The organism is Ruegeria sp. CJ6 (assembly GCF_056536665.1).
Window position 1 is genome coordinate 216136 of record NZ_JBQFQB010000001.1, and the last position, 26370, is coordinate 242505.

General features: G+C 57.3%; 24 protein-coding genes. 7 read left to right on the forward strand and 17 right to left on the reverse strand.

The genetic code is table 11. From position 1 onward, the window contains the following. The first annotated feature begins 174 nt into the window (after positions 1-174). From ACR0BT_RS01090 to ACR0BT_RS01100, 3 genes are all read left to right on the forward strand, one after another. A complete protein-coding gene (locus ACR0BT_RS01090) occupies positions 175-1101 on the forward strand; it encodes a hypothetical protein (protein WP_480762356.1) in 927 nt (308 codons plus the stop codon). 206 nt (positions 1102-1307) lie between these two features. Further along, entirely contained in the window at positions 1308-2024 is a 717-nt protein-coding gene (locus ACR0BT_RS01095) for an OB-fold-containig protein (RefSeq protein ID WP_170731962.1), read from the forward strand. 35 nt (positions 2025-2059) lie between these two features. Then, entirely contained in the window at positions 2060-3733 is a 1674-nt protein-coding gene (locus ACR0BT_RS01100) for a flotillin family protein (protein WP_480762357.1), read from the forward strand. Positions 3734-3764: 31 nt separating this feature from the next. On the opposite strand, the gene ACR0BT_RS01105 is transcribed toward ACR0BT_RS01100, so the two are convergent. The 7 genes from ACR0BT_RS01105 to ACR0BT_RS01135 all read right to left on the reverse strand — a co-directional run bounded on the left by ACR0BT_RS01105 (position 3765) and on the right by ACR0BT_RS01135 (position 10691). Next, positions 3765-4988 carry an MFS transporter gene (locus tag ACR0BT_RS01105; protein ID WP_170421222.1) on the reverse strand — a complete coding sequence of 408 codons (1224 nt, stop codon included), beginning with the start codon at positions 4986-4988 and terminating at the stop codon, positions 3765-3767. A gap of 81 nt (positions 4989-5069) precedes the next feature. Next, complete coding sequence (locus ACR0BT_RS01110) at positions 5070-5615, reverse strand: YceI family protein (protein WP_480762358.1); 546 nt, start codon at positions 5613-5615, stop codon at positions 5070-5072. A gap of 47 nt (positions 5616-5662) precedes the next feature. After that, positions 5663-6877 carry an MFS transporter gene (locus ACR0BT_RS01115; RefSeq protein WP_170510795.1) on the reverse strand — a complete coding sequence of 405 codons (1215 nt, stop codon included), beginning with the start codon at positions 6875-6877 and terminating at the stop codon, positions 5663-5665. 43 nt (positions 6878-6920) lie between these two features. Further along, positions 6921-7547, reverse strand: coding sequence for a hypothetical protein (locus ACR0BT_RS01120; protein WP_170393325.1), 627 nt, complete (start codon positions 7545-7547; stop codon positions 6921-6923). A 50-nt stretch (positions 7548-7597) separates the two neighbouring features. Further along, entirely contained in the window at positions 7598-8179 is a 582-nt protein-coding gene (locus tag ACR0BT_RS01125; protein WP_170465448.1) for a retropepsin-like aspartic protease family protein, read from the reverse strand. Between the two features lie 41 nt (positions 8180-8220). After that, positions 8221-8841, reverse strand: coding sequence for a MarC family protein (locus ACR0BT_RS01130; RefSeq protein ID WP_480753479.1), 621 nt, complete (start codon positions 8839-8841; stop codon positions 8221-8223). After that, entirely contained in the window at positions 8838-10691 is a 1854-nt protein-coding gene (locus ACR0BT_RS01135) for an ABC-F family ATP-binding cassette domain-containing protein (RefSeq protein ID WP_480762360.1), read from the reverse strand. Before ACR0BT_RS01135 ends, ACR0BT_RS01130 begins: the two co-directional genes overlap by 4 nt. A gap of 105 nt (positions 10692-10796) precedes the next feature. Between ACR0BT_RS01135 and ACR0BT_RS01140 the strand changes: the two genes are divergently transcribed. The 3 genes from ACR0BT_RS01140 (at position 10797) to rpiB (ending at position 13094) form a co-directional block, all read left to right on the forward strand. Continuing rightward, positions 10797-11999, forward strand: a complete 1203-nt coding sequence (locus ACR0BT_RS01140; RefSeq protein WP_480762361.1) for a multidrug effflux MFS transporter — start codon at positions 10797-10799, stop codon at positions 11997-11999. A 104-nt stretch (positions 12000-12103) separates the two neighbouring features. Next, on the forward strand, positions 12104-12526 hold the full coding sequence (ndk, locus tag ACR0BT_RS01145) for a nucleoside-diphosphate kinase (protein ID WP_008757405.1): 423 nt from the start codon (positions 12104-12106) through the stop codon (positions 12524-12526). 118 nt (positions 12527-12644) lie between these two features. Then, entirely contained in the window at positions 12645-13094 is a 450-nt protein-coding gene (gene rpiB, locus ACR0BT_RS01150; protein WP_170563093.1) for a ribose 5-phosphate isomerase B, read from the forward strand. Here the strand turns inward: rpiB and ACR0BT_RS01155 are convergent. Then, a complete protein-coding gene (locus ACR0BT_RS01155) occupies positions 13091-13438 on the reverse strand; it encodes a TfoX/Sxy family protein (RefSeq protein WP_170563089.1) in 348 nt (115 codons plus the stop codon). The two genes, rpiB and ACR0BT_RS01155, sit on opposite strands and share 4 nt — an antisense overlap. A gap of 92 nt (positions 13439-13530) precedes the next feature. Between ACR0BT_RS01155 and ACR0BT_RS01160 the strand changes: the two genes are divergently transcribed. Further along, positions 13531-14754 (forward strand): cytochrome P450, encoded by a 1224-nt coding sequence (locus ACR0BT_RS01160; protein WP_480762363.1) that lies wholly within the window; start codon positions 13531-13533, stop codon positions 14752-14754. 35 nt (positions 14755-14789) lie between these two features. Here ACR0BT_RS01160 and ACR0BT_RS01165 read toward each other — a convergent pair whose 3' ends face one another. The 9 genes from ACR0BT_RS01165 to ACR0BT_RS01205 all read right to left on the reverse strand — a co-directional run bounded on the left by ACR0BT_RS01165 (position 14790) and on the right by ACR0BT_RS01205 (position 26344). Continuing rightward, positions 14790-16160: a sensor histidine kinase gene (locus ACR0BT_RS01165; protein WP_170393317.1), complete on the reverse strand. Its 1371-nt coding sequence runs from the start codon at positions 16158-16160 to the stop codon at positions 14790-14792. Further along, the gene (locus ACR0BT_RS01170; RefSeq protein WP_170393316.1) at positions 16153-16833 is read right to left on the reverse strand and encodes a response regulator transcription factor; all 681 of its coding nucleotides are present in this window, start codon (positions 16831-16833) and stop codon (positions 16153-16155) included. Before ACR0BT_RS01170 ends, ACR0BT_RS01165 begins: the two co-directional genes overlap by 8 nt. A 163-nt stretch (positions 16834-16996) precedes the next feature. Continuing rightward, entirely contained in the window at positions 16997-18433 is a 1437-nt protein-coding gene (locus ACR0BT_RS01175) for a DegQ family serine endoprotease (RefSeq protein WP_170421237.1), read from the reverse strand. A 746-nt stretch (positions 18434-19179) separates the two neighbouring features. Continuing rightward, complete coding sequence (locus ACR0BT_RS01180) at positions 19180-19794, reverse strand: nucleotidyltransferase family protein (RefSeq protein WP_480762364.1); 615 nt, start codon at positions 19792-19794, stop codon at positions 19180-19182. A gap of 31 nt (positions 19795-19825) precedes the next feature. Continuing rightward, positions 19826-22243: a GcvT family protein gene (locus ACR0BT_RS01185; protein WP_480762365.1), complete on the reverse strand. Its 2418-nt coding sequence runs from the start codon at positions 22241-22243 to the stop codon at positions 19826-19828. 105 nt (positions 22244-22348) lie between these two features. Next, positions 22349-23656, reverse strand: a complete 1308-nt coding sequence (locus ACR0BT_RS01190; RefSeq protein WP_170393312.1) for an HlyC/CorC family transporter — start codon at positions 23654-23656, stop codon at positions 22349-22351. Positions 23657-23719: 63 nt separating this feature from the next. Then, positions 23720-24676: a site-specific tyrosine recombinase XerD gene (locus ACR0BT_RS01195; protein ID WP_480759970.1), complete on the reverse strand. Its 957-nt coding sequence runs from the start codon at positions 24674-24676 to the stop codon at positions 23720-23722. A 2-nt stretch (positions 24677-24678) separates the two neighbouring features. After that, positions 24679-26205 (reverse strand): hypothetical protein, encoded by a 1527-nt coding sequence (locus ACR0BT_RS01200; protein WP_480762367.1) that lies wholly within the window; start codon positions 26203-26205, stop codon positions 24679-24681. Continuing rightward, positions 26195-26344 (reverse strand): hypothetical protein, encoded by a 150-nt coding sequence (locus ACR0BT_RS01205; protein ID WP_170393309.1) that lies wholly within the window; start codon positions 26342-26344, stop codon positions 26195-26197. Before ACR0BT_RS01205 ends, ACR0BT_RS01200 begins: the two co-directional genes overlap by 11 nt. Positions 26345-26370 lie beyond the last annotated feature (26 nt).

Consider the following 26370-nt stretch of genomic DNA (forward strand, 5'->3'; position numbering starts at 1 on the left):
CCTTATGTGGCCAGTAAGCAAAAGCCCGCATTCATACACGCTTGAATTTAACGGGTATTACTACGCGACTTCGTGCATTCCCGCGAGTTTGTGTCGCGTTCGTCAGCGATTTCGCACCGTGCGTACCAATGGTGTATGATGATCAGGAGAACCCAGCTTAGGGGGAATTTCATTATGCAGAGTTTATGGATGGGCTGCTGTGCCGCCGTTGCAGCTATTGTATTTACCGCCAGCGCCATCGCCGACCAGAGCGCCACAGATGATCCGGTGCATGCTTTTGACCACGCTATGCTCTCGATCTTTCACCGTGGCCAGGATGCGCTGACGGCTGAAACCCGGCCCGTCATGATTATCGCACGTGATGTCACAGTCATGACCGAAGACGGAGAGGCGAGCTATCCAAGGGATGCGCCAACCTATCAACATCTGAAGTCCACGTCGCATGTTGTGTTGGGATTGATCGGGGCGGTGACTCCATGGCCTGATGAAAATACCGATGATGAGCGCTGGAAGGCGGAGTTTGCAATTATCATCAATGAGATAGATGTATTTCTTGCGGCATTGGACGAACTGGACATAGCCAAGGACGACTTGGCGAGCCAGCGCAAAATGCTCGAAACAGCCCGGGCATTTGCTCAAGGTGCACTCGACAAGGATCAGATCACACGTGAAACGGTTTCGCAGGTGATCAACGACATGCGGCCCATCTGGGCAGAGAATATGGAGAAATCTGCACGTGCGGAGTTGAACGCACTTCATACCGCCGTGTCCGATGCACGCGCAGCCATAAGCGAAGTGGAGTGGGCCAAGATGTATGTGGTGCATCACGGCGGCTCCAGCGTCAAAGACGTCAATGTCGTGCTACTGTACCTACAGCGCGTGATGCCGGAAAAGGTTGCTGCCGGGCAGGTTCTGTTCGCTGAGAACGCACACGGGAACGACGCGTTGGCTGGATACGCCGGATACGTTCGAATGCAGAGGCATGTTGGTGCATGGGTGTTCGGAGACCCTGAACGGATGCGGGTTGACCTGCTGGGATATGAGGCGGGATCGATCCTGGATGAAATGATCCCGGCACCACCGCCAAAGCCCACCGATTAGAGAATTACTCCAGCAGGTGTGAACAGGTAATACGTTTCGCACGGGCGAAAGAAATTGAGCTTAATGTCATGGTTGCAGATTGTAACTGACATTTGGATGTAAATAACCTCAGGTTGAAACACAGAATCACAACCTCTTGAAATTGTAGCAATGACTTCCCATTTGTAGTGTATACAAAGGTATACAATAACGAGGGCAATCTGCTGATGTTCGACTTTTTACTAGAGGGCGCATTTGTGCCCTTTACCTTGGCGCTTGCGCTTTTGTTCGGTCTTCTGGGCCTTGAACTGATCGCATTGGTTTTCGGGGGAAGTCTTCTGGCAGGCGAGGGCGAGGTTGATTTGGACATGGTCGACGCGCCCGATCTGGACGTCGCCGACTTTGATCTGGATATCGACGCCGACATCGATCTGGGTGACTTGGAACTGGCCGAAATTGAAACCGATGTGCCTGCGGCTACGCCCGTCGGCCCGTTTGGCTGGTTGGGCATTGGCAAGATGCCATTCATGATCTGGCTCGTTGTGCTGCTGGCTGGTTTCGGCCTGAGTGGCATAGGCCTGCAACTGGCGCTGCGTGATCTGCTGGGCTTTGACTTACCTGCATGGTTGGCCGCGATTCCGGCCGGAGTATTCGGCCTATGGTTCGCACGTGGCTTTGGTGGTGTCTTCGCTCGCCTCCTGCCCAAAACCGAAACCGAAGCGATGTCGGAACGGATGCTGGCCCGCCGCCGTGGCGTGATCACTCAGGGTATCGCATCGCGAGGCCGTCCAGCCGAAGTCCGCGTCATGGATCGCTTTGGCAACACGCACTACCTGCGCGCAGAGCCGTTGCAGGACAAAGATTCGCTGGAGCAGGGAACAGAAGTCCTTGTTCTGCGTGATCGACGGCGCGACCGGTTCGTTCTGGTTCGCATGTCAGTTTAACCAAAAAATCTTAACCCCAATCCGGAGGATATTGCATGGAACTATCATTCCTGGCCATTACAGTTGTGACTATTTTAGCCGTACTCTTGTTCATAGGCCTTGTACTTGGCCGCCTTTATCGACGCGCCACGCGCGAGATCAGCCTGGTGAAAACCGGCGCGGGTGGCAAAAAGGTCATTATGGATGGCGGCGTCATCATCGTACCGTTGCTGCACGAAGTCAGCCCGGTCAACATGAAGACTCTGCGCCTTGAGGTGCAGCGCAGCGGTGAGGCCGCGCTCATCACCAAAGACCGGATGCGTGTCGACGTGGGTGTCGAATTCTACGTCTCGGTGATGGCGACTGAAGAGGGCATCGCACGCGCCGCGCAAACGCTGGGTGATCGCACCTTTGACGTCGAGCAACTACGTGAGATGATCGAAGGCAAGCTGATCGACGGTCTGCGCGCTGTGGCCGCTCAGATGACCATGGACGGTCTGCATGAAAACCGCGCCGACTTTGTGCAAGAGGTGCAGAATGCGGTGTCCGAGGACCTGCTTAAGAACGGTCTTTCGCTGGAGTCCGTCTCGCTGACCGCGCTGGACCAGACCCCGTTCGAGGCTCTGGACGAGAATAACGCCTTTAACGCCGTGGGTATGCGTAAGCTGGCCGAGGTGATCGCCATATCCAAAAAAGAACGCGCGCAGATCGACGCCGAGGCCGAGGTTGAGGTGCGTCGTGCGGCGATGGAAGCGGAGCGTCAGAAGTTGCTGATCGAACAGGACGAACAGCAGGCGCGCATCGAGCAGGCGCAGAAGGTGGAAACTCTTCGTGTGGCGCAAGAGGCGGAGATCGCTGCGCGAACTGAAGACTCGGTACGCGAAACCGAACGCGCCCGGATTGCCCGTGAAGAGGCCATTCGTTCCGCCGAGATTGAGCGCGAGCGCAAGATCCGCGATGCCGAGATCGCCAAAGAGCGTGAGATCGAAGTCGCGGAACAGGAACGCCAGATCATCATCGCGCAGAAATCCGAAGAGGAAAGCCGCGCACGCGCATCCGCCGATCTGGCTCGAGCCGAGGCGACCAAAGCAACCGAAGCCGTGGCTACGGCGCGCGAAGTGGCCGAGGCCGAGCGCCAGAAGCAGATTGTTCTGATTGAAGCCTCCCGTGAGGCCGAACGTCAGGCCACCGCGATCCGTTTGTCAGCGCAGGCCGAGAAAGAGGCCGCCGCAGATCGCGCCGAAGCCCGCCGCGAGGAAGCGCAGGCCGAAGCAGACGCGTTGAACATTCGCGCCGAGGCCAAGAAGAACGACATGCTGGCCGAGGCGGAAGGTAAGCGTGCGATCGTAGAGGCCGACAATGCCCTGTCACCTGAGCAGATCCGGATGAAGGTCGACTTGACCCGCATTGAAACCATGCCCTCGATCATCTCGGAAATGGTCAAACCGGCCGAAAAAATCGACTCGATCAAAATCCATCAGGTTGGTGGGATCGGAGCTGCCAATGGTGGTGGTGTTTCAAGCGGTGAAAAGCCGGTTGTCAATCAGGCGTTGGATTCGATCATGGGAATGGCCGTGCAGATGCCAGCGCTCAAGAAACTGGGCGAAGAGCTTGGCTTGTCCATGGAGAACGGCGTCGGGGGCGTGGTGAACGGTGCGCTTGAGAGCACCGTGGATCCAGATGAGGTGGTCGACGTGGTCGAGGGCCATGGGCCAGCGGTCCAGCAGTAAAACAGAAGGGCCGGGATTTCCCGGCCCTTTTTCATTGCTTTTCGCGAGAACCCTTGAGCAGCCTGCCGATGGTAAAGGATGTGCGCGGAGCATAGACATAATTCGTCCGTTTCTCGGGCGTCGGGCGCGAGCGCATACGGGCGAGGCCAAAAACAATAAGAAACACATGACCCAATGCAACAAAAGCAAACAGGGCTCCAGGGCCGAATTGCTGGATCAACGTGGATGAGATGTAGGGCGATGCAATCGCCCCCAGCGCGTACCAGAACATCAAGGCCGCTGCCAATTCAACGCGTTGTTCGGTCGTGGCAAAATCATTCGCATGCGCCGAGGAAACCGAGAAAATCGGAAACGTGGTCAGGCCAAAGAACCCGGCGGCCAGCATAACGCCGACCGTTCCAGTTCCGCTAGCCAACATCGTGACACCGCAGCTTAGCACCGCTGCCACGGATAGCCAGATCAGCACCCAGCGTCGATCATACTTGTCTGCGAGCCAACCCAAGGGGTACTGGGCCAGTGCGCCGCCCAGAACGAAAGAGGCCAGAAAGAATGCAATCTGATCTACGCCCAGTCCGACCTCCTGACCGTATACCGGGCCGACCATGCGAAATGATGCCGAGCTAAGCGCAGCCACGATAACGCCCGCCACAGCCAGTGGTGAGCTGTGCCAGGCCAGCTTGGGACGCAGGCGCGGGGTGTCCGGTGTCTTGGGTTGGCTGGCGCGAGTTAGGGCCAGCGGCAAGATCGATGCACAGCATAGGATCGCAAGCAGGTTGTATGAAACGTAAGAGGCGGGTGGCAGAACAGCAATGATAAGCTGTGCACAAAGCGAGGCCCCCATATCGGCGATACGGTAGGTGCCCATCGCGCGCCCACGGGTTTCGTTGGTGACCTTGGCGTTAAGCCAAGCCTCGATCACGGTGTAACAACCGGCGACACAGGTGCCCGACGCGATACGCAGAGCGGCCCAGACATAAGGGTTTTCAGTCAGCGTATGCCCCAGCAACCCCATCGCGCCCAAAGCGGTGCAGACCGCAAATGCGCGCGAGTGCCCGACACTGCCCATAAGCCGCGGAGCCCACCAGCAACCAACAAAGAACCCAATGAAGTGCGATGACCCCAGCAGACCGATCTGTTCGGTCGAAAAATCAAGCGTCAGCCCCGAGATTGCATCCAGCGGACCAACACCGCCCGTTGAGAGTTGCAGCAGAATGACCGAAAGAAAGAGGGCGGCAAATGAAATGATCGTACGCATGATAGGTGCAACTTGACCTTGTCGCCACGAAATGCGCGCGCCTAATCGACGCCCTGACGTCGTTTTTTGCCTTTTTTGTGGTTAATCCTGCCGGATGATTTCGGCGTGGATGTCCAGGCCGATCGTGGGTTGTACAAGATCAGGATATCCAGACGCGCCAAACTCATTTCGATTGATCGCCCCCTCTAGCCGGATGGACAGGGTGTCCAAATCATCCACCGCGCTTCCCGGTCTCCGATACAGGTTGGCGCTCAAAGTCACCGGACGCGTGATACCGCGCACTGTCAGATCGCCGGTCACGGTTGCACCTTCCGAGATACGGCCAGTGGGTCCCAGCTGAATCTTAGTCGTGATGAAACGGATGGTGGGGTATTGGGCAGCGTTCAACACACTTTTTCCTAACATCGGACCTCGGGCAAATGGTAGGTTCGTCCGCGCCCGGGCCACGTCCAGCACGACATCGACCCGGCTGTTTTGCAAGCGATTGGTATCAATCAGAATTTGGGCCGACTGTACTGGTATCGTGCCCGTCTGAAGCGCGCCGGACAAATCATAGGTGAAGCCAACGGAACTGCGCGATGCTGCCAGCGCATATGGGGTGAGGGCGGCCATCGCTGCCCGTGCCATTGGTAACGCGCAAAGGCTTGCAATCAGGCTGCGTCGGGTAAGGTTCCTCATGCCATTGCCGTGCGACCGCGCGGGCGCGAGCGTTTCATGAGCATCAGCACGATTGCGATGTTCAGCCCGTTCCAAAGGATGCCATTGATGAAAGCAAGCTGATAACTGCCAGTCACGTCATAGATCCAGCCCGACATCCAACCACCCAGAGCCATGCCGAGGATAGTCATCATCATGACAAAACCCACGCGCGCACCGGCCTCTTGCGGGGGCATATATTCACGTACAATCAGCGCGTAGCTGGGGACGATACCACCCTGGGCCAGCCCGAATAGCATGCTGACGACATAAAGCGAAACCATCCCATCATAAGGGAGAAACAGGAACAGAGCGATACATTGCAGGACCGAGCCGATCAGCAGTGTTGAAAGCCCTCCCAACCGGTCCGCGACAAGCCCCGAGATGATGCGGCTAACCACGCCGCCCAACAGCATCAGAGACAGCATCTCGGCACCAACGGCCGGGCCATAGCCCAAGCCCACACAATAGGAGACAATATGGACCTGGGGCATCGACATGGCCACGCAGCAGCCGATACCAGCCAGCCCGAGGATGTACTGCAGGGCGCGGGGTGAAAAGCCGACGCTTTGTGCTTTGACCTGTGCTGCCGCTGCTGCCGTGCCATGCGCCTCGACGGGGACCTGTCTGCGCAAAAGCAGGGACAGAGGAATGACGGCGACCAGGGTGATGACGGCGAGACTCAGATAAACCTGCTGCCACCCGTCGCGCTGCAGAATGCCCGACAGCAGCGTGGGCCAGATCGCGCCCGACAGGTAGTTGCCACTGGCCACCAGTGCCACGGCAATCCCTCGCCTGCGCATGAACCAATGCGAGATATCGGCGATCAGCGGTCCAAATCCGATTGACGTGCCGAGCCCCAGCAGAAGATGCGCAACCGACAGCAGCGCAATATTCGGCGCAAGGGTTGCCAGCAGATAGCTTACCGCGCTCAGCACAGCGGCGCCGATCAACGCCATTGTCACGCCCAGTCGGTCCACCAGCTTGCCCAGCCACATGTTGCCGAAGGCAAAGCCGATCATGGCGAGCGTATAGGGCATCGACGCTGCGGCTCGGTCCGCGCCAAACTCGGCCTCGATGGCGGGCATGACGACGATCACAGCCCACATGCCCACATTGACCACGGTTGCGATGGCCAGGGTGATCAGCAGGCGAAGCCAGGAATATCGGCTGTCATGGATCGGGTGTGTCATGCCGGCACGCTAGGGGGCAAGTCCGGTTTTGGCCAGTCACAAGTTATGTGATCATCGGGGCGTCTTCGGATTTGATCTGCTTTAACTGCAGTCCGCAATGAGGAGCAGCCCGCGTCACGTGCCAACTAGCCGGGGGCAGGGCGCGGGCGCGGCGGCGGGTCAGACACCAACTGCAGGCCTCGTCCCGATAGGTGGGCACCATATGCCAGCGCGTCTCAATCCCCTGTGCGCCACCATCGTCAGGCGTCAGCAATAGCCCCAGCGGAGCCTGTCCCGATATGCCGCCCTGTTCGGCAGCCAGATGCATCCGCCGGACCGGGGTCAGACCCGGCGGGCCGGGCAAATCGCCAATGACCAACGGGGCGGCACCGCTGCGCAAGGCTTCTTCCATGCACCACAACAGGTCTTCGGGTTTGTCAGGGCGGATCAGCAGAAACCGGGACGGATCGGCAAAAGGCAGCATGCCCTCGGGATGCAGCTGCGCCACCTCCCAAGCCGGGGCAATCCACATCACTGGCCCTTGAGTCTGCGCCGCCACCCACAGAGCAAAGCTACGCCGGGCAGGGCCGCAGGCTTCGTGTACACGGGCCAGTTGCAGACTGATCTGTGGGTGCAGGGCCACCCCGGGTGGGGTGCGCGCGGGCTTGCGGCCAAGAAGATTGGTGGACATGCTGATCAAATTAGCATGTTCTCATTTTGTTCTCAATTGGGGGAATGCGGTCAACGCGACAGGATTAGACGCCCATCTGCGAACTGGATGTTCGAAAAGCGGTGCAGATACGCCATCCCTAGCAAGGATTGACCCAGATCGCCTTCATTGACCGAGGCCGGGATATCGCGATCGGTGATGGGGCCCAAAGACAGGCTGTCCAGCCGAACCGGCGCTGTACGCACAATGCCATTGGCCGTCGAGGCGCGGCCGAGATAGTTCAATTGATCCGTATCGATTCCAATTCGTTCGGCATCTTTCGGGCTGATGACGATATTGCTGGCCCCGGTATCGACCAGAAAGGTCACCGCTGTGCCATTCACCAGCATTGGTAAATAGTAGTGTCCATCATAAGAGCGGGGCACTTCAATCCGCTGATCAGTTACGGTCAGTTGCGGGGTCGGGCTGACGGTTGAACGGATGTCATCCCACAATCCGACAACGGCAATGACACCGATAAAGATAAACACCCATGCCGCGACCTGCTGCATGGTTTTTCCCAACGACTGACGGTTCTGAGTGATAAACCACATCAACAGGGCAGCACCCAGCAAAACCAGATAGGTCAATCGCCCAATATCGTAGCCGTCCATTCAATCACCCGAAATCAGTTGTCTCATACCAATATGGTGTTTCATGCGGCGAAACCAAAGGCTTTGAGGCCATCAAGAATGAACTGAACCGACAGTGCAGCCAGCAGCATACCCAGCAGCCGTGTCAGCACGTTCAGCCCGGTCTTACCTAGAATACGGGCGATCATGCCTCCGGCCAGAAAGAACACAAATACAACCAACATGACGGCAAGCATAACAGCGCAGGCCGCTGCGATCCCAGGGACGCCCGGGTTTTGTCCGGCCAAAAGAATGATTGTTGCGATCGATCCAGGGCCCGCGATCAGGGGTATGGCCAAGGGGAACACCGAAGGGTCAGAATGATCTTCTTCCTCGGCGCGGTCCTCGCGGCGTTTGGTACGGCGGTCGAACAGCATGTCCAGCGCAGTCAGAAACAAAAGCGCGCCACCTGCAACGCGGAAGGCTTCCATCGAGATGCCGACGAATCCAAGAACCGCTTCACCAAAAGCGGCAAAGGCGATCAGGATGAAAACTGCGGTCAGGCAGCTGCGAATGGCAATCTTACGGCGTGTGGCCGCATCCATGTCCTGCGTCAAGGCAACGAAAATTGGCGTGGTGCCGAAAGGGTCAATCACCACGAACATCGTGGTGAAAGCCGTTATGAAAAAGGCAATGTCGATCATGCTGCGCTCTCTGCCTGTTCCAACCGTTCTGCGGCGGCGACCCATAGGGCTTCAGCCTTTTGCATGGCTTCGACCACCTCGGCGAATTTGCGGTTCCAGGTTTCCAGATCGTTGATCCGGTCATCTTCATAAAGCGCCGGATCGGCCAGCTTGGCAGAAAGCTTGTCGTGCATATTGGTCAGTTTCTCGACCCGGTCTTCGCATTTGCGCAGATCCGCACGCAGGGCCAATACGGTCTCGCGTGACGCACGTTTGGGTTTGGGCGCCTGTAGTTTATCTTTGACCGGTTTCTCGCGGGCCAGCAAAAGAGCGCGATAGGCCTCAAGATCGCCATCGAATGGCTTCACGGTGCCATCCGAGACCAGCCATAGCCGATCAGCGACAAGCGACAGTAGATGCATGTCGTGGCTGACCAAGATGACCGCGCCGGAATAGGCAGTCAGCGCTTCGACCAACGCTTCGCGGCTTTCGATGTCCAGATGGTTCGTCGGTTCGTCGAGGATCAGCATATGCGGCGCGTCGATGGTGGCGATCAGTAGCGACAAGCGCGCCTTTTGTCCGCCCGACAGGCGACCGACCAGCGTTTCTGCCTGATCCGCGTTCAATCCGAACCCCGCCAGACGCGAGCGCCACTTGCCGGGTGCTTCATTTGGGCGTAGGCGGCGCAGGTGATCCAATGGTGTTTCGTCAACATGCAGCTCATCTACCTGATGCTGCGCGAAATAGCCGATGCGCAGCTTGGAGCTTCGGGTCATTTTACCTGCCATCAGGGGTAGGCGGTCAGATAGCAGTTTTGAAAGGGTTGACTTTCCCTGACCATTCTTGCCCAGCAGAGCGATGCGATCATCCTGATCAATGCGCAGGTTCAGTCGTCGCAGAACCTCGGTCTCACCATAACCGGTCACGCCTCCTTCAAGCTGAATGATCGGTGGCGACAGTTCTTCTGGCTCGGGGAATGAAAAGGCGCGCAAAGCCGCCTCTTGTGGAGTTGAAACCAGTTGGATGCGCTCGATCATCTTCAAACGAGACTGGGCCTGTACGGCCTTTGACGCCTTATAGCGGAAACGATCCACGAAACTTTGCAGATGTGCGATGCGGGCCTTGGCCTTGGCGTTTTCCGACTCTGCTTGTGCCAGACGTTCAGCGCGACGTTCGGCAAATTTGTCGTAGGGAACCGCGTAATAAGTCAGCTTGCGATCTTCGAGATGCAGAATTGATCCGACGGCGCGGTTCAACAACCCCCGGTCGTGGCTGATGATGATGACGGTGTGAGGGTATTTGGTCAGATAGCTTTCAAGCCACAACGCACCTTCAAGGTCCAGATAATTGGTCGGTTCGTCCAACAGCAACAGGTCAGGCTGCGAAAACAGTACGGCCGCCAGCGCTACCCTCATGCGCCATCCGCCCGAGAAATCCGAACAGGGTTTCAGCTGATCCTCATCGTCAAAGCCCAGTCCTTTGAGGATCGAGGCTGCCCGAGCCTCAGCCGACCAAGCATCAATATCAGCCAGCCGTGTCTGGATTTCAGCAATCCGGTCCGGATCTGTCGCGCTGTCTGCTTCGGCCATCAATGTGCTGCGTTCCACATCCGCGGCCAGAACCGTGTTGATTAGCGAGACATCCGAGGATGGCACTTCCTGCGCCACGCCCCCGATCCGCGCACGTTTGGGCAGGGATATATTGCCTGATTCCAGCGACAGCTCGCCCCGGATCAACCGAAAGAGCGTCGTCTTTCCGGTACCATTGCGCCCGACAAGGCCGACCTTGTGGCCATCGGGAATGGTCGCGCTGGCCTCGTCGAACAGAGGACGGCCTTCAACGGCGTATGTGATGTTCTCGATCCGTAGCATGAGGCGCTCTTATCAGAGCATCCAAGACGCCGCCAGAGGTCACCATGTTCAAGCCAGAAGCAATGTGTTAGCGCTGTTCCGGTTCGTCTTCCAAACGGTTTCGATATGCGTGCGGCTCAATCTCCTCCGACCCTGATAACGCTGATCTTTGCAACGGCGCTCTCGGTTCTGACACTGAATATGTTCCTGCCGTCGCTGGCGCATATGAGCGAAGATTTCGGCGTGGATTATGGCCTGATGAACGTGGCCGTCGCAGGGTACCTATTTGTCTCGGCGGTCTTGCAGTTGATCGTCGGGCCGCTGTCGGATCGCTACGGGCGAAGACCTGTCTTGTTGATCGCGATGGTCATATTTGTCGCCGCATCAATTGGATGCGTCTTAGCCGAGTCAATCTGGGTTTTCCTTTCGTTTCGGATGATTCAGGCGGCGGTGGTGGCCGGGCCGGTGCTGTCGAGTGCTTCGATCCGCGACCGATATCCACCAAACGAGGCCGCCAGTAAGCTCGGCTACGTCGCAATGGCCATGGCACTGGCACCGATGCTCGGGCCAATGCTGGGCGGCGCACTGGATATGCTTTTTGGTTGGCGGGCCGGGTTCGTGCTGTATTCGCTGCTTGGGGCAGGGGTGCTGTTGCTGCTTTGGGCTGACATGGGTGAAACCAACACCAACCGCTCGTCGACTTTCGCGGCGCAGATGCGGGAATACCCGCATTTGTTCCGCGCGCGTAGGTTCTGGGGTTACGCCTTATGCGCCGCGTTCTCCATCGGCGGTTTTTTTAGTTTTATCACCGGCGCGCCATTGGTCGCCGCAGCCTGGTTCGACCTGAGCCCAGCAATGCTGGGTCTGGGCATCGGTATCATCACGGGCGGGTTTATGGTCGGCAACTTTGTCACCGGGCGCATCGCAAAGCGCACCCAGCTGACGACAATGATCTTGTTCGGTCGGGTCGTGGCGTCGGTTGGGCCATTTTGCGGGCTGCTGCTGTTCATCGGCAATATGGGCTCGGTCTGGGTGTTTTTTGGATCCGCCATCTGCGTTGGTTTCGGAAATGGTTTGACCAATGCAAATGCCTCGGCCGGGGTGATGTCGGTACGTCCGAAACTAGCCGGCAGCGCGGCTGGATTATCAGGCGCTTTGATCGTGGCGCTGGGGGCGGTCTTGACCATGATGACCGGGACGTTCGTAAACCCCGAAAACGGGCCTTATCTGGTGCTGAGCATGATGTGCGGCAGCAGCTTTGCGGGTCTTTTGGCAGTGCTATATGTCCGCCGGTTGGATCGTACCGACCCGCTGCCCGATGCGATCTGAGTGATAAACGATCATAACGCTTTTCATGAGGCAAATACCATGTTAGGCGGCGCGCGATGGATTTCGGCGCGGGTATCGCGCCCTTAAGTCAAGGAGAGGCCAATATGGCACTGGAACGCACATTCTCGATCATCAAACCCGATGCAACCCGCCGCAACCTGACTGGCAAGATCAATGCCAAGTTCGAAGAAGCTGGCCTGCGCATCGTTGCGCAAAAGCGCATCCACATGACCAAAGCCCAAGCAGGCAAGTTCTATGACGTGCACGCCGAGCGTCCGTTCTATGACGAACTGTGCGAATTCATGTCGTCGGCCCCTGTTGTTGTTCAGGTTCTGGAAGGCGAAGGTGCCATTGCCAAGAACCGTGAAGTCATGGGTGCAACCAACCCTGCAGACGCAGCACCTGGCACCATCCGCGCCGAGTTCGCTGAATCGGTCGGTGAAAACTCGGTCCACGGTTCGGACGCTCCGGAAACTGCCGCGGTTGAGATCGCCTACTTCTTCTCGGGCATCGAACTGGTCGGTTAATCGGCCGTCAGATCACAGCTTTAGGCCGTACCCCATATCGGGTGCGGCCTTTCTTATGAGGGCAGGGCTCAAGAGTGTTTGTCCGCATTGCTTTAGTCGACAGGAGCGAAATGCCGTCATGAGCACAAACAAACGCATTGTTCTTTCCAGTGATCACGCTGCAATCGACCTCAGGCAGGCTATCTCTGCTTACGTTGAATCCCAAGGTTGGGAGGCCGTAGATATCGGTCCGACCACATCGGAAAGCACTCATTATCCCGAACACGGAGCCGCCGCCGCGCGCCTCGTGGCATCGGGTGATTGTCGCTTTGGTATCATCCTGTGTGGCACCGGGCAGGGCATCATGATAGCGGCCAACAAAATCAACGGCGTCAGATGTGGTGTTTGCAGTGATGTCTTTTCGGCCCAGATGATCCGGCAGCACAATGACGCAAACATGCTCTCGCTGGGGGCGCGGATTCTCGATGAAAAGCAAGCACTGGAAATCACGGCTGCTTTCCTGACATCCGAATTTGAAGGTGGTCGCCACGCAATGCGGGTCGATATGATCGGGGCGCTCGAAGCCTAGTCTGCCGCCAAATCCTTGGCCGATATACGCACGCCCAAAGCATCAAGATCGGCAATCATCTGATGCTTTGGTGCTATGCTGACTCCGGCCTTGATCGCATCGAACCGTTCGCGCAAGGCCTTCTTTTCCTCGCCCTTGCAGTCATTCCAGGGGCGACCTTGCAAGCCCATGACCAATACATAATAGCCGATGAAATGAGGGCGCGTTCCGGCCTGCAATAGGCGCGAATAAGCCTCGTCTGCTCCCAACGCGCGCAACTCCTGAGCTGTCATAATGCCCGCTCGTGCGCAGGCTTGTTCGAATGCCGGGCCAAGATTGCGGATGGAGGAGATCGGATCAGACATGCCTTGTCTTATCCCGCCCGAAGCGGCCTGTCACCCGCTCAAGGTTGTTTGCGGCTTCCCTTTCCGCTACCCAAGCATTGGAGGGGTCAAGAATGAACGATCTAAGCCTAGAGAATGTCGCGCAAAATCTGGACCTGATGAACCCGCCCGAGGGGTTTGTCGACGACCCGTTCCCCTTTTACGATGCACTGCTTGAGCATGCGCCAGTATTGCGACAGCCGGACGGTTCCGTGTTGTTGTCACGCCATGCGGATCTGGATGCCATTTATCGCAACACGACGCTTTATTCCTCGGATAAGGAGGCGGCGTTTGGCCCTAAATTCGGTGTTGGCTCGCCGTTATTCGAACATCATACAACTTCATTGGTGTTCTCCGACCCGCCTTTGCACACGCGTGTGCGCAAGATCATGACCTCAGCCCTGACGCCCCGGGCAATCGCGCGGATGGAGCCGGGTCTGATCGAAACCGTTGATACGCTGCTGGATGATATGGCGGGCAGGGGGCAGGTTGACCTGATCGCGGATTTTGCTTCGACCATTCCGATCCAGATCATCGGCAATCTGCTGGATGTACCGATGAACGAACGCGCGCCTCTGCGCGATTGGTCGTTGGCCATCCTTGGTGCTTTGGAACCCGCTTTGACAGAAGCTCAGCTGGAAAAGGGCCACACTGCTGTTCGCGAATTCAAAACCTATCTTCAGGATCTTGTTGCCCGTCGTCGCGCAAATCCGGGAGATCCGGAAACAGATGTTCTGACACGTCTGATCCGAGGCGAAGGCGCGGACGAGATGCTGAGCGAGATTGAGCTTCTGCAAAACTGTATCTTTATCCTGAATGCGGGTCACGAAACGACCACCAATCTGATCGGCAATGGGCTGGCGCTGCTTCATGACTATCCAGAACAACGCCAAAGACTACTGGAAGATAGCGAATTGATTGCCCCGGCGGTTGAAGAGGTCTTGCGCTTTCGGTCACCCAACCAATTTGGCAACCGGGAAACCACGGAGGACGTTGAAATCCGAGGACATCAGATCGCCAAAGGAACGAACCTGCATCTCTGTATCGGGGCAGCGAACCGTGAACCCGAGGTGTTCGCCGACCCGACCCGATTTGACATCACACGCAAGCCGAACAGGCACCTGGCCTTCGCGGGCGGGCCGCATGTCTGCGTTGGCCTGACTTTGGCGCGCCTTGAAGGTCGTGTTGCACTGGATCGATTGCTGAAGCGATTTCCCGATTACCAGATTCAAGGAAAACGGGTGCAGGGTGGTCGCATTCGGTTTAACGGATACGCGTCGTTGCCTGCAGTTATGTAATTAGATCAACGCTCTAGTAGATGTTTTTCATGCAATTACGAATTGCGTGACAACTTCAGGGTTGTCTCAAGCCCTGGTTTACGATTGCGCGCCAGAAATGTGCCGCCGTGCATATGTGAAATTGCCGCCACAAGCGCCAGTCCAAGGCCGGCATTCCGCCCGGTCCTTGCAGGATCAAGCGTGACAAACGGCATCTGCAATCGGGGCAGATCGCTTTCTGGTACGCCAGGGCCCCGGTCGCGAACGCTGAGTAACGCATAGTCGCCGTCGTCTCGAATTTCGATGGTGATCGCTGTGCCGGGCGGGGCGTAGCGCATGGCGTTTTCAAGAAGGTTCGACAGTGCTTGAGACAGCAGAGGGCGATGGCCTTGGATTGGGTCCGCGTTTCCAACGACCTCAAGTCGGATGTTCTGATCAGACGCGACAGGTTCGTATAACTCAACCACGTCACCGACCAGTTGCAAAAGCTTTACCGGTTCAAATTGTTCGCGGCCCAGACCGGCCTCGGCACGCGAAATCTCGGTCAGTTGGCTGAGAACGCGCAGCAGGTGATCAATCTCGCCGGTCGCGCGCGCCATGTCGATCTCGCGATCTTGATCGCTTTTGCCGGGCTCAGCCAGGGATTCGACCCTTTGCCGCAGCCGCGACAAGGGAGAGCGCAGGTCATGAGCAATCGAATTGGAGGTTGTGCGCAGGTTGCTGATCAACTCTTCAATACGGTCCAGCATGTTGTTCAACGTGCCCGCGACCTGATCGAATTCATCGCCCGTGCCACGTAGAGGCATGCGCAGAGCTAAATCGCCGGAAACGATATTGTCGGCTGTATTGGCGATGTCTTTCAGTCGTGAAAACACCAGCCGGGTCAGCAGCCAGCCGGTCAACAAACTCAGCGCCAATGAAGTGGCAAGTGCCAGTGCAACAGACCGGAACAGAACCCGGTCGAATTGCTGTCTGGCCAATGAATCACGCCCGACAAGCAGCCTCTCACCACCCGGCAGCCGGACCGAAGCGGCAGAGATCGGGACATATTGATCCGTATCTTCTTTGCGAAGCTGAAGATCGACCCAGCCGCTGCCCGGAGTTATCCCTTCCGGCCAATGCGTCAGGTTGCCCGCCAGTTTCGTGCCTTGCCGACCTGTCAGCAGGTACAAGGCATCCCGCTCAGCCGCTGTCGGCAAACGGCGGTCGATGGCAGAGATCAACCCGATCATGCCACGCCGTTCATATTCATCTGCGAGGCCCGTAAGCTCGGCCTGAACGACCGAACGCGTCTCGCCTGAAATCGTGCGATTGGCCGTAAAATACACCATCGTCAGAACGGTCGCCGTCAGCAAAGTGCTAAGCACCATACTGGCCAGAACCAACCGAGTACGAGAGTTTTTCAGCGACAGGCGCAGGTTATCCATCCGAAACCATGTATCCGGCGCCTCGGACTGTTTCAATCACCGGGTCAGCTCCGTCTTCATCAAGTTGGCGGCGCAGTTTCGAAATATGGACGTCGACCACGTTGGTGTTCGGGTCAAAGTGGTAATCCCACACACCTTCAAGCAACATCGTGCGCGAGACGACGCGGTTTTTTCGGCGCAGAAAGAACTCCAGAATTTGAAATTCGCGCGGAGTCAGGGTGATTTCACGACCGTTGCGTGTGACCTTGCGGGTCAACAGATCCATTTCGAGATCGCGGCAGGCAAGGGTCGGCGTTTCTTCGGCTTCTTGCGGTCGACGCAACAGGGCTTCGATCCGGGCATGAAGTTCCTGGAATGAAAATGGTTTGACCAGATAATCGTCTGCGCCCGCGCGGAGGCCTTTGACTCGCTCGTCCACTGCACTCATGGCGGTTAACATCAGAACAGGTGTTTTCAACCCAGCCGCACGCATTGACTTAATCAGTGATAACCCGTCCAGCCCGGGAAGCATTCGGTCCAGTACGACCGCATCAAATCCGCCGTCAGTTGCGTGGTACAGGCCTTCGCGGCCATCTGATGCGACTTCGACAACATAGCCTTCTTCACCAAATCCCTTGGCAATGAAGTCCCGTGTGTCTTGGTCATCTTCAACGATCAACAAGCGTCTGCTCATGGTCAGGGCTCCTTCCCAATGGGATTTAAACACACATACTCTTTGAAAAAAACATGCCGGGTGCAAAGGTGCACCCGGCTGTTCCGGCGGCACGTGGACAATCCGTGCCTGCCAGAATAAGCGCTCCAGATTTCCCCATCATGTGGCGCGCTTAGGTGTAGGGTTAAGCGATTTCGACCGCGACGAAGATCTGGTTGCCACCGCGATTGATCAAAACCAGAGCTGGATCCGTCTTTTCGTTCTCCAGCGCTTCTTTCAAAGCGTCTGGCGTAACGGTATCCAGATTGCCCAGTCGAACGATCACATCACCACGCTGCAATCCGGCCTTGGCCGCGGGGCTTTCGGGCTCCAGATCAGTGACAACAACACCATCGACGTTCTCGGCCACGCCAATCTCGGCGCGGGCGGTTTCGGTCAGCGGTGCCACGGTTACGCCCAGCGACGTACCTTCGAACTTGTCTTCAACCACGCTATCGGTCGCCGCCGAGGCTGACTGATGCTGACCGATTGTCAGTTCGATCTGTTCTTCTTTGCCATTTCGAAGAACAGTCAGCGTGCTATCAGTACCTACCTTGGTCGTGCCAACCAGGATCGGAAGATCGCTACTGGAATCAACGGCTTCGTCATTGAAGGTCAGGATCACGTCACCTTGCTGCAGTACGCCATCGGCCGGGCTGTCCGGTACAACATCCGATACCAGTGCACCTGTTGCCGTATCGATACCCATCGCAGCAGCCAGTTCGGGGCTGACATTCTGGATCGACACTCCCAACCAACCGCGGCTGACCTCGCCGTCATCGCGCAGATCAGCCGTGATGTGATCTACAATATTCGAAGTCACCGCAAAGCCGAGTCCGACTGAGCCGCCGCTGGGCGAATAGATCGCCGAGTTCACACCGATCACCTCACCATCCATGTTGAATAGCGGACCACCCGAGTTGCCTTTGTTGATAGCAGCGTCGGTCTGGATGAATTCGGCGTAGGGGCCTTCCGAAATATTGCGCCCCTTCGCGGAAACAATACCGGTCGTAACGGTTGCATTCAGGCCAAACGGGTTGCCGATGGCGACGACGTCTTCGCCTACGCGAATGACGTCGCTGTCACCCATTTGAACGGCTTGCAGGTCTTCTCCTGCGTCGATTTTAAGCACGGCGATGTCCGTAAGCGGATCTGTACCAACGATTTCAGCTTCGAATGTGCGGTTATCGCTCAGACGTACGGTCACTTCGCTGGCGTTGTCGACAACGTGGTGGTTGGTGACGATGTATCCCGCCTTATCAAGTACAAAGCCTGATCCCAAACCCTGGCTGGGGCCTCGCTGCGGCATGTCAAATCCTTCAGGACCGCCGAACCGCTTAAAGAACTCGCCAAAGGGATGGTTTTCGAGGTCGAACTCCTGACCTTGTGTGGGGCGTGGTTTGGCATCTTGCTTGGCGGTGATCGTGACCACCGAGGGCGAGACGGTTTCGACCAGATCGGCCAGAGCCTCGTCTGCCATTGCGGGCAGGGCGGTGGTGGCCATCATGGCCGCGCCCAGTGCGGTAGCTCCCATCCAGCTGGATGTGCGTGGAATAAGCAGTGAGGATTTACGGATGCTCATTTTGACTCCTGTCTATTTCGGCGGTTGATCCCGCGCATTGAGACAGGAGATGCACTGGCAACCTTGGGATATCCTGAGAGAAATATTAAGAAACCTTAATTTCGCCACGTTTCGCCGCTTTAATGACTCCGTTCAAGGTGCTCGGGTAGCAAGAATCAGCTTGGGTGCTATGTGGCGAATCGGTGGATTGTTGCCGATAAAGTCAATAATTTCGAAAAAGCATTGAATTGATTCATTTTTGTTAACAAAGAAACGACGCTTTTGCGGTCTCAAAAATACTTCTCCTAAAAGTTGCGTGAGATGGAGTGTTCAAATTTCGAACACGCCCGTCGATGCCTTTGAAATAGGTAAGTTAGCCGTATTCTAAGTGCGCAACTGACGGAAACTTCTGGAAAAAGTATAAGTCGATGCAACCATTGGTAGAATCCAGAGTGTTGCATTGTTGCTCAAAAGCCAGTGCGCCTGCGCTGAAATTTACCATTTCATCCAATTTTACATTGTTTGAACGCATCGGATCAGCGACATTGGAGTTGCCCAAGTGAGGGGGGCCTTAGGCACTAGGGGGTGTCAAAGGCGCATCTCAGTCTCCATAGCGCTGAGCGGCATGTTAACGAGGGGGTCTTGTTTAGGTTCAGCAGCACAACGTCGGGAAGCCTGATTGGCGATCTGACCGCGCTTTAGAGATTGGTGAAAGTGGTAGTCCTGTTTTTGGGCATGCGGCCCGGTCATTATTGACCGGGTCGCGTTTATTTGAGGGGCTGCTTTTGCGGTCGGCCCGCATTCCAACGGGTCCAATCGGCGGGTGTATCCAAATCAAGCAGCGCATTCTGGGCGGGCAGGCGATGCAGATGAACCTTGCCCTTGTAGCGTTGCACGACAATCTGCGCGCCGCTGTCACCGTTCAATTCCGAAAGCTCTGAAAATAGAGAACGATCAAAGACGACAGGATGGCCGGGAGCGCCTTCGTCAGTAGCCCCACGCCATATCAGATTGTCAGGGTGGGTTTTGACTGATCGGAGAACGCTGTTCAGGTCTTGGGTTGTGAGGTCCGGAAGGTCCGATAACAGGATCATGACCGCAGGTGCATTTGCTGGAACGGAGGCCATTGCGCCTCTCAAACTGACATTCATGCCTTCTTGCGCATTTGGGATTTCGACCAGTTGAACATCGAGGCCCTCCAGCACCGTATATCGGGGATGTGGGGCCGGGGGCAGAGCGATGATAACGTGACCTGCGGCAAGCGCCCGCTGAGCCACTCGGCGCAGAAGCGGCACGCCTTCAATCGGTTGCATTAACTTATCAGCACCACCCATGCGGCTGGATTGCCCGGCAGCGAGCAGGATGATGGGAATCTGGGTCATTTCGCAAGCATGCCGTGGGTGGATTAATAAGTCATCCCCGCATTCTTGCGCCATCGGGATCGAAAAGTGGGGTCGTGATGACACGCGCTTTGTGCATCTGACCTAGAATTTCAATTTCAACCGCACGTCCCTCGGTGGCCTGTTCAGTCGGGAGGAACCCCATGGCAATCGACTTGCCCGCAAAGTGCGAATACCCACCAGATGTACAGAAGCCGACAACAGCGCCGTCTAACCAGATCGGTTCGTACGCGTTTACATCCGCATCTGCCGCGTCGACCTCAAAAGCCACCAAGCAGCGATCAACGCCAGATGCGCGCTCGGCCTCGGCCGCTGCTCGGCCGATGAAATCACTGTTCTTGGAGAATGAGATGAACCGATCCAACCCGGTTTCTGCCGCTGTATAGTCGGGTGAAAATTCTCGCATCCACGAGCCAAAGAACTTGTCCAGACGCAGACTCATCATTGCGCGCATGCCAAATGGGATCATGTCATGAGCTTGACCCGCTTGCCACAAACTCCACCAGAGTTGCCGTTGGGCCATTGGGTCGCAATAAATCTCATAACCCAGATCGCCGGTATAGCTGACACGCTGAACGATGCAGTCCGTCATGCCAATTGTCATCTCGCGCACGTCGAGGAACCTGAGCGAGTTGACTGCTTCTCGGGTGCAGGCCGACAAAACCTCGGTGGCCTTGGGGCCTGCGATCTGAAACCCATTCAACCGGTCGCTGATGTTCTCGATGCCCACGCCATGGTCCTGGTTTTGCAGGAACCAGCGCATATGAAATGCCTGACTGCCGTATGAGGCGGTCAGGTGAAAAAGGTCGTCGCCCAAGCAGGAGACGGTGAAATCCCCGATCAGCTTACCTTTATGCGACAACATTGGCGTCAGTGAAACGCGGCCTGGTTTGGGTATGCGGCCCGCCATGATGCGATCCAGCCATGCACGAGCACCGGCACCGGTAATACGGTATTTTCCGAAATTGTGGACTTCGTTGATGCCAACACCTCCACGCACGGCACGAACTTCGCGGCCGGTGGCCTCAAAGGCGTTGGAACGGCGGAACGAGGGTGTCTCGAAATCCGGTTCATCGCCCTGGGCAAAGTAGTTTGGTACTTCCAGCCCGTATTGCTGCCCCCAAACGGCACCGAGATCGCCGAAGATGTCGTACATTGGTGTTGTTCGGTTGGGTCGCGCTGCAGGCAGTTCCTCGTTCGGATAAGCGACGCTGAACCGCTTCTGATAGTTCTCGATCACCTTGGGGCGCGTATAGCCCGGGCTGATCCAATCGCCAAAACGCGCCACATCCATGGCAAACACATCGCGTTCGGGTTCGCCTTCGATCATCCATTGAGCAAGGGTCAAGCCAACACCACCGCCTTGGCTGAAACCGGCCATGACACCGCAGGCTGACCAGTAGTTCCGCACTCCAGGCACCGGACCGACCAGAGGGTTGCCATCCGGGGCAAAGGTAAACGGCCCATGGATGACGGATTTGACACCCGCCTCAGCGAGAACAGGGAAGCGTTTGTAGGCGAATTCAATGCTATCGGTGATCTTGTCGAAGTCATCGGGCAGCAGTTCGTGGCCAAACTCCCACGGGGTGCCATCGACAGCCCAAGGCTTGCAGGGCTGTTCGTAGAAGCCGATGCACAGTCCACGCCCTTCCTGCCGCAGATAGCTTTCGCCAGCGGGGTCCATCACATGCGGGTGCTCGCCACCTGCGTCGATGATGGCCTCGATCTCGGGTATGTTATCGGTGACCAGATATTGATGCTCCATCGGATGCAACGGGAAATAGATCCCGGCCATCGCACCGACCTCGCGCGCCCACAATCCGCCCGCATTGACGATATGTTCGGCGTGAATTGTACCCTTGTCGGTCACCACGTCCCAAGTTCCGTCCGGGCGCTGGTTGGTCTCGCGCACCATGCAATGTGTTTCGATCGTAGCCCCGCCCATACGCGCGGCCTTGGCGTATGCGTGTGTTGTACCCGACGGATCAAGATGCCCGTCCAGCGGATCATACAGCGCACCAAGGATGCCATCGGTGTTGGTGATCGGAGCGATCTTCTTGATCTCCTCTGGCCCGACAATCTCGGTCTCAAGACCCATGAATCGGTGCTTGGCGCGTTCGGCAAGCAACATGTCGAACCGGTCTTGATTGTCAGCCAGCGTGACGCCGCCGACGTGGTGCAGGCCACACGACATGCCCGTGATCTCTTCCAGTTCTTTGTACAGCCGGATGGTATAGCCCTGCAGGGCGGCCATGTTTGTGTCACCGTTCAGGGTGTGAAACCCGCCCGCCGCATGCCAGGTCGAACCGCTGGTCAGCTCAGACCGTTCCAGCAGCATCACATCCGACCAACCGAGCTTGGTCAGGTGATAGAGGACCGAGCATCCGACAACGCCGCCTCCGATAACTGCGACACGGGTGGTGGTTTTCACGATGTTTCTCCCTCGGCTTTTGGCCGAGCCTGCCGAGGGCTCTGGCGTATTACTGTTCCGTTCGCGACACCGCGCGTCGTTTGCTGAATACGCGCGCTGTAGGGCTTAGAGAGGACGAACCTTGAGGGCGGTGATCCTGTTGCCTTCGCGGGCCGTGACCTCAAATCGGAAACCGTGGAACGAGAATACTTGGCCCACAATGGGGATCATCTGAGCCTCGTGGATCACCAACCCGGCCAGCGTGTTGGCTTCTTCATCCGGCAGCGACCAGTCTAGCGCGCGGTTTGCGTCGCGGATGGTCATCGCGCCTTCGACCAGATACTGGCCGTCGTCAGATCGGGTAACGGGGACATCTTCGTCGATGTCGAACTCGTCTGCGATCTCGCCCACGATCTCTTCCAGAATATCTTCCAGCGTGATCAGCCCGCGCAGCGATCCGTATTCGTCGACAACCAAGGCAAAATGGCTGTGCATCCGAAGAAACTCACGCATCTGGTCGTCCAGAGTGGTGGTTTCGGGCACGAAATAAGGATCGTTGGCCACCTTCGCGATGTCGAAATTCTTAAGCCGCTCTGGGTCACCATCCGCGCCACCTACCTGCGCATACATTGCGCGAAACAGGTCTTTGGCGTGCACCACACCCACGATGTTTTCCTGTTCCTCACGGAACACAGGCAGGCGGGTGTGCGGGCTTTCCAGACATTGTTTCAAGATCGCTTCGGGTTCGTCATCCGCATCGATCATCTCAATATTCGAGCGGTGAAGCATAATCTCTTCCACCGCGCGGTCGCCAAGATCGAGCGCGCCCAGAATACGGTCGCGATCTTCTTTTTCGACCACACCTTCGGAATGGCCCAGTTGCAATGCGCCAGCGATTTCTTCACGGACCGCAAGGATGTTGCTATCAGGGTCGATCTGTACGCCGAACAGGCGCAATACACCGCGCACCAGTAGCCGGACGGCAGCCACCACCGGCGAGAACACCGTTACGACGACGCTGATAACGGGTGCCACCAAGGCGGCGGCTTTTTCGGCGTTGGTAATCGCGTAGGTCTTGGGCAGCACCTCGGCAAAGATCAGCACCAGAAGGGTCATCACGAGCGTCGCCAGCGCCACACCGCTTTCGCCGAACAGGCGGGTAAACAGGGCGGTCGCCAACGAAGCGGCAAGGATGTTGACAAGGTTGTTGCCGAGAAGGACCGAGCCGATCAGACGTTCGTTATCATCGGTGATTTCCAGCGCTTTTTTCGCCCCGCGCGAGCCTTTGTCAGCCTGCGCTCTCAGCTTGCCGCGCGATGATGCGGTCAGCGCAGTTTCAGAGCCCGAGAAAAAGCCCGATAGGACAAGGAGAAGAAGAATGGATCCTGTCGTGATCCAGAATGCGCCATCAAGCAGAGAAGGAGTGGGTTCCATTGGTCCTAGGTTGTTCGTGTTGCTGCATTCGTTATGGGGGTGCGGGCCCGGCCAATCAAGGGGTTAGCCCTGATCTGTGGTGTCGTCTTTGGCCAGCGGGTGGTGTTCCAACACCAGTTCCGACAGGCGTTCATCCAGAACATGCGTATAGATCTCGGTTGTCGCCACATCTGCATGGCCCAACAGCGTCTGGATCGAGCGCAAATCCGCGCCATTGGCCAGCAGGTGCGTCGCAAACGCATGGCGCAGCGTATGAGGTGTGACTTTTTCAGGCGAAACACCGCCTTCGATCGCCAGTTCCTTGACCAGCAGAAAGAAGCGATGCCGCGTCAGGTGCCCGGATTTCCCGCGCGACGGGAACAGGAAACGCGACGCTTGCCCCCCTTTGGAAACGGCTTTTTCCTCGGCCGCATCGCGGGCTTGCAGCCAGTCTGCCAACGCCTCGCGGGCAGGGGGGGACAGCGGAACCATCCGTTCTTTCCCGCCTTTGCCGAGGACCAGCAGCATGCGCGGATCACCTCTGGCTGAACTGACCGGCAGCGATACCAGTTCTGTCACCCGCATCCCCGTCGCATAGAGCAGTTCCATCAGGCACGTGTTGCGAATTTTGTCTGCGTCGGAACGGCCCGTGCGCCGCGCTGCTGCAAGCAGGCGGTCAACTTCGGGCACGTCCAGTGTTTTTGGCAATCGCTTGGGGCGCCCTGGTCCCTTGATCTGGATGGCCGGGTTGCTTTCGCGCCAGCCTTCTTCGAAAGCAAATCGATACAATTGTTTGATCGCCGACAACCGCCGTGCCCTTGTCGAGCGCGACAGGCCCTGCGCATCGCAATCGATCAGGTAACCTTCGATCCGATCGCGATCCGCTTCGGAAAAGCCCGATTTCCGACGCGTCAACCAATCAGAGAAATCTTTCAGATCCCGGCCATAGGCGAGCAGGGTGTTGGTGGCGGCGCCAAGCTCGGCAGCTTGCGCTTCGAGGAAGGTGGAAATCCACAGCTCCTGAGACGCGGGCGCGGTCATGCTCAAGCCCCGTTCAAGATCATCAACTGCAACGCGGCCCGACGTGCGGTGTCTTCAAGACCCACGCGGCGGAACGCAGCGATTGCAGCGGTCAGGTCGACCAGATTGCCGCGCGCGCCATGGGCGAACAATTGCATCGTTTCCAGAATGGCTTCGCCCAATTGATCGTTGCTCAGAAGCCCGTCGATATCCGAAGGGATGGGCGCGGACCAGGCAAAGCCCTGCGAAATGGCATCCGCCAGAGGGGTTGGCGACGGCGCGCGTTGCGGATCGCCCTGTGCCAGGGCGGCCAGAAACATATTCGCATCGGAACCTTCGGGCACATCTTGCGCCGCGTCTTCATAAAGCTCGGACAACAGCAGAATACGCCACCGCAGATTCTTGGCGGCCGAACCTGATAGTTTCATTGCTGCCAGACGCGGGGCAAAAAGTTCGGCAAATGGAACCTCAAGCCCGACGGTTTTCATCTGAGCCCAGACCTCAACAAGAGTTTTGGAAACTGCCTCGGGATTTCCGGTTTCCAATGCGGTTTCGAACCGTTGGATGGCGGCCACGCGATCCCACACGGCGCCGGAAGCAGCCGGCGAACGTTCGGTATATAGGCCAAGCAACTGATTGGGTGTCAGCGCCCCAATCCGCGTCAATCGTTCAGCAGCTTCGACCTGGGCTTTCCAGCCCGCCACATCGCGCAGATCGGCATTGGCGAACGCCCGTGGCAGTGAAGCCGTGGGCAAACGTTCACCAATGGCTTCGAACAGACGGAACGTAAGCGGATTCGGGTCGTCGGGCTGAGGAAGATACTCAGCCCCTTCGAACAATTCCGGGCTGAGAAAGCGATCGAGCAAGGCAAGCTGGTCTTCGGGAAGCACCTGCAGCGCATGAGCGGCTTCGAGTGTCAGAGCAGCTGACGCCCAATCTCCACGACGGGCCTTGCAGAATATTTGCGCTGCGTAATCCCGAGACAAATTCGGCTGCGCGATCAGCGCGGTGCAACTCCGGTCTTCGTCACCCGTCAGCAACGTCGCATCGAACCAGCGTTTGAAACGAGCTTGCGTATCGGTCGGACCGGCCAGCTGAACCAGAGATTGTACCGGATCGGATGCGCCCAATTGCATAAGGCGGTCCAGTCGCGCCATCAGCAATTTGTCTTCTGCCTGTCCTCCGCTCGGGGGACGTGCCTCGGAAAGGAGCAGGGTGAACAGCAGCCGCTGCATTGCGGGGTTGGACTTGACCCGCACCTGCGCGATCAGTTCCGCCAACCGATCCGCATCGCTGTTCTGCCACAAGTTGACCGGCAGACCTGTGACGGAAGAGGCCACCAAACCCAGCGGTGGCGACAACGCCTCAAGCGGGGTGACCTGAATATCCGGCTGCAACCCTGTCTGGGTGACAGGTGGCTCTAATAGAACTGTGCCCGGCAGATTCTCAGGCGGGTCGGTCAGCCAGTCGATGATCGACAAGGGCTCCGTCGATTGTGCCTGCGCAGTTCCGGCTAGAAAAAACGCCAGAAGAGTGGTTCTAGTCGGCATTCAAGATGACCGGTTCGCGGACTTCACTTTGAGGAGCGGAAAAGTCCGCACCAAAAAACGGCCCGACATAGGCATACCCAACCAGCCCGATGAAACACAGGCAGATGAGGTAAATCAGGAACTTGATTAAACGGCCCATGGGTGAACGCTGCCTCAATTTTTGCT

What these genes read in the sequence shown, in the direction of transcription:
- ACR0BT_RS01100 (WP_480762357.1), top strand. Translation starts at nt 2,060, where the DNA reads ATGGAACTATCATTCCTGGCCATTACAGTTGTGACTATTTTAGCCGTA.
- ACR0BT_RS01125 (WP_170465448.1), bottom strand. Translation starts at nt 8,179, where the DNA reads ATGGACGGCTACGATATTGGGCGATTGACCTATCTGGTTTTGCTGGGT.
- ACR0BT_RS01160 (WP_480762363.1), top strand. Translation starts at nt 13,531, where the DNA reads ATGAACGATCTAAGCCTAGAGAATGTCGCGCAAAATCTGGACCTGATG.
- ACR0BT_RS01110 (WP_480762358.1), bottom strand. Translation starts at nt 5,615, where the DNA reads ATGGCACGGGCAGCGATGGCCGCCCTCACCCCATATGCGCTGGCAGCA.
- ACR0BT_RS01120 (WP_170393325.1), bottom strand. Translation starts at nt 7,547, where the DNA reads ATGTCCACCAATCTTCTTGGCCGCAAGCCCGCGCGCACCCCACCCGGG.
- ACR0BT_RS01180 (WP_480762364.1), bottom strand. Translation starts at nt 19,794, where the DNA reads ATGACCCAGATTCCCATCATCCTGCTCGCTGCCGGGCAATCCAGCCGC.
- ndk (WP_008757405.1), top strand. Translation starts at nt 12,104, where the DNA reads ATGGCACTGGAACGCACATTCTCGATCATCAAACCCGATGCAACCCGC.
- ACR0BT_RS01130 (WP_480753479.1), bottom strand. Translation starts at nt 8,841, where the DNA reads ATGATCGACATTGCCTTTTTCATAACGGCTTTCACCACGATGTTCGTG.
- ACR0BT_RS01095 (WP_170731962.1), top strand. Translation starts at nt 1,308, where the DNA reads ATGTTCGACTTTTTACTAGAGGGCGCATTTGTGCCCTTTACCTTGGCG.
- ACR0BT_RS01090 (WP_480762356.1), top strand. Translation starts at nt 175, where the DNA reads ATGCAGAGTTTATGGATGGGCTGCTGTGCCGCCGTTGCAGCTATTGTA.
- rpiB (WP_170563093.1), top strand. Translation starts at nt 12,645, where the DNA reads ATGAGCACAAACAAACGCATTGTTCTTTCCAGTGATCACGCTGCAATC.
- ACR0BT_RS01135 (WP_480762360.1), bottom strand. Translation starts at nt 10,691, where the DNA reads ATGCTACGGATCGAGAACATCACATACGCCGTTGAAGGCCGTCCTCTG.
- ACR0BT_RS01200 (WP_480762367.1), bottom strand. Translation starts at nt 26,205, where the DNA reads ATGCCGACTAGAACCACTCTTCTGGCGTTTTTTCTAGCCGGAACTGCG.
- ACR0BT_RS01105 (WP_170421222.1), bottom strand. Translation starts at nt 4,988, where the DNA reads ATGCGTACGATCATTTCATTTGCCGCCCTCTTTCTTTCGGTCATTCTG.
- ACR0BT_RS01115 (WP_170510795.1), bottom strand. Translation starts at nt 6,877, where the DNA reads ATGACACACCCGATCCATGACAGCCGATATTCCTGGCTTCGCCTGCTG.
- ACR0BT_RS01205 (WP_170393309.1), bottom strand. Translation starts at nt 26,344, where the DNA reads ATGGGCCGTTTAATCAAGTTCCTGATTTACCTCATCTGCCTGTGTTTC.
- ACR0BT_RS01165 (WP_170393317.1), bottom strand. Translation starts at nt 16,160, where the DNA reads ATGGATAACCTGCGCCTGTCGCTGAAAAACTCTCGTACTCGGTTGGTT.
- ACR0BT_RS01175 (WP_170421237.1), bottom strand. Translation starts at nt 18,433, where the DNA reads ATGAGCATCCGTAAATCCTCACTGCTTATTCCACGCACATCCAGCTGG.
- ACR0BT_RS01140 (WP_480762361.1), top strand. Translation starts at nt 10,797, where the DNA reads ATGCGTGCGGCTCAATCTCCTCCGACCCTGATAACGCTGATCTTTGCA.
- ACR0BT_RS01195 (WP_480759970.1), bottom strand. Translation starts at nt 24,676, where the DNA reads ATGACCGCGCCCGCGTCTCAGGAGCTGTGGATTTCCACCTTCCTCGAA.
- ACR0BT_RS01190 (WP_170393312.1), bottom strand. Translation starts at nt 23,656, where the DNA reads ATGGAACCCACTCCTTCTCTGCTTGATGGCGCATTCTGGATCACGACA.
- ACR0BT_RS01170 (WP_170393316.1), bottom strand. Translation starts at nt 16,833, where the DNA reads ATGAGCAGACGCTTGTTGATCGTTGAAGATGACCAAGACACACGGGAC.
- ACR0BT_RS01155 (WP_170563089.1), bottom strand. Translation starts at nt 13,438, where the DNA reads ATGTCTGATCCGATCTCCTCCATCCGCAATCTTGGCCCGGCATTCGAA.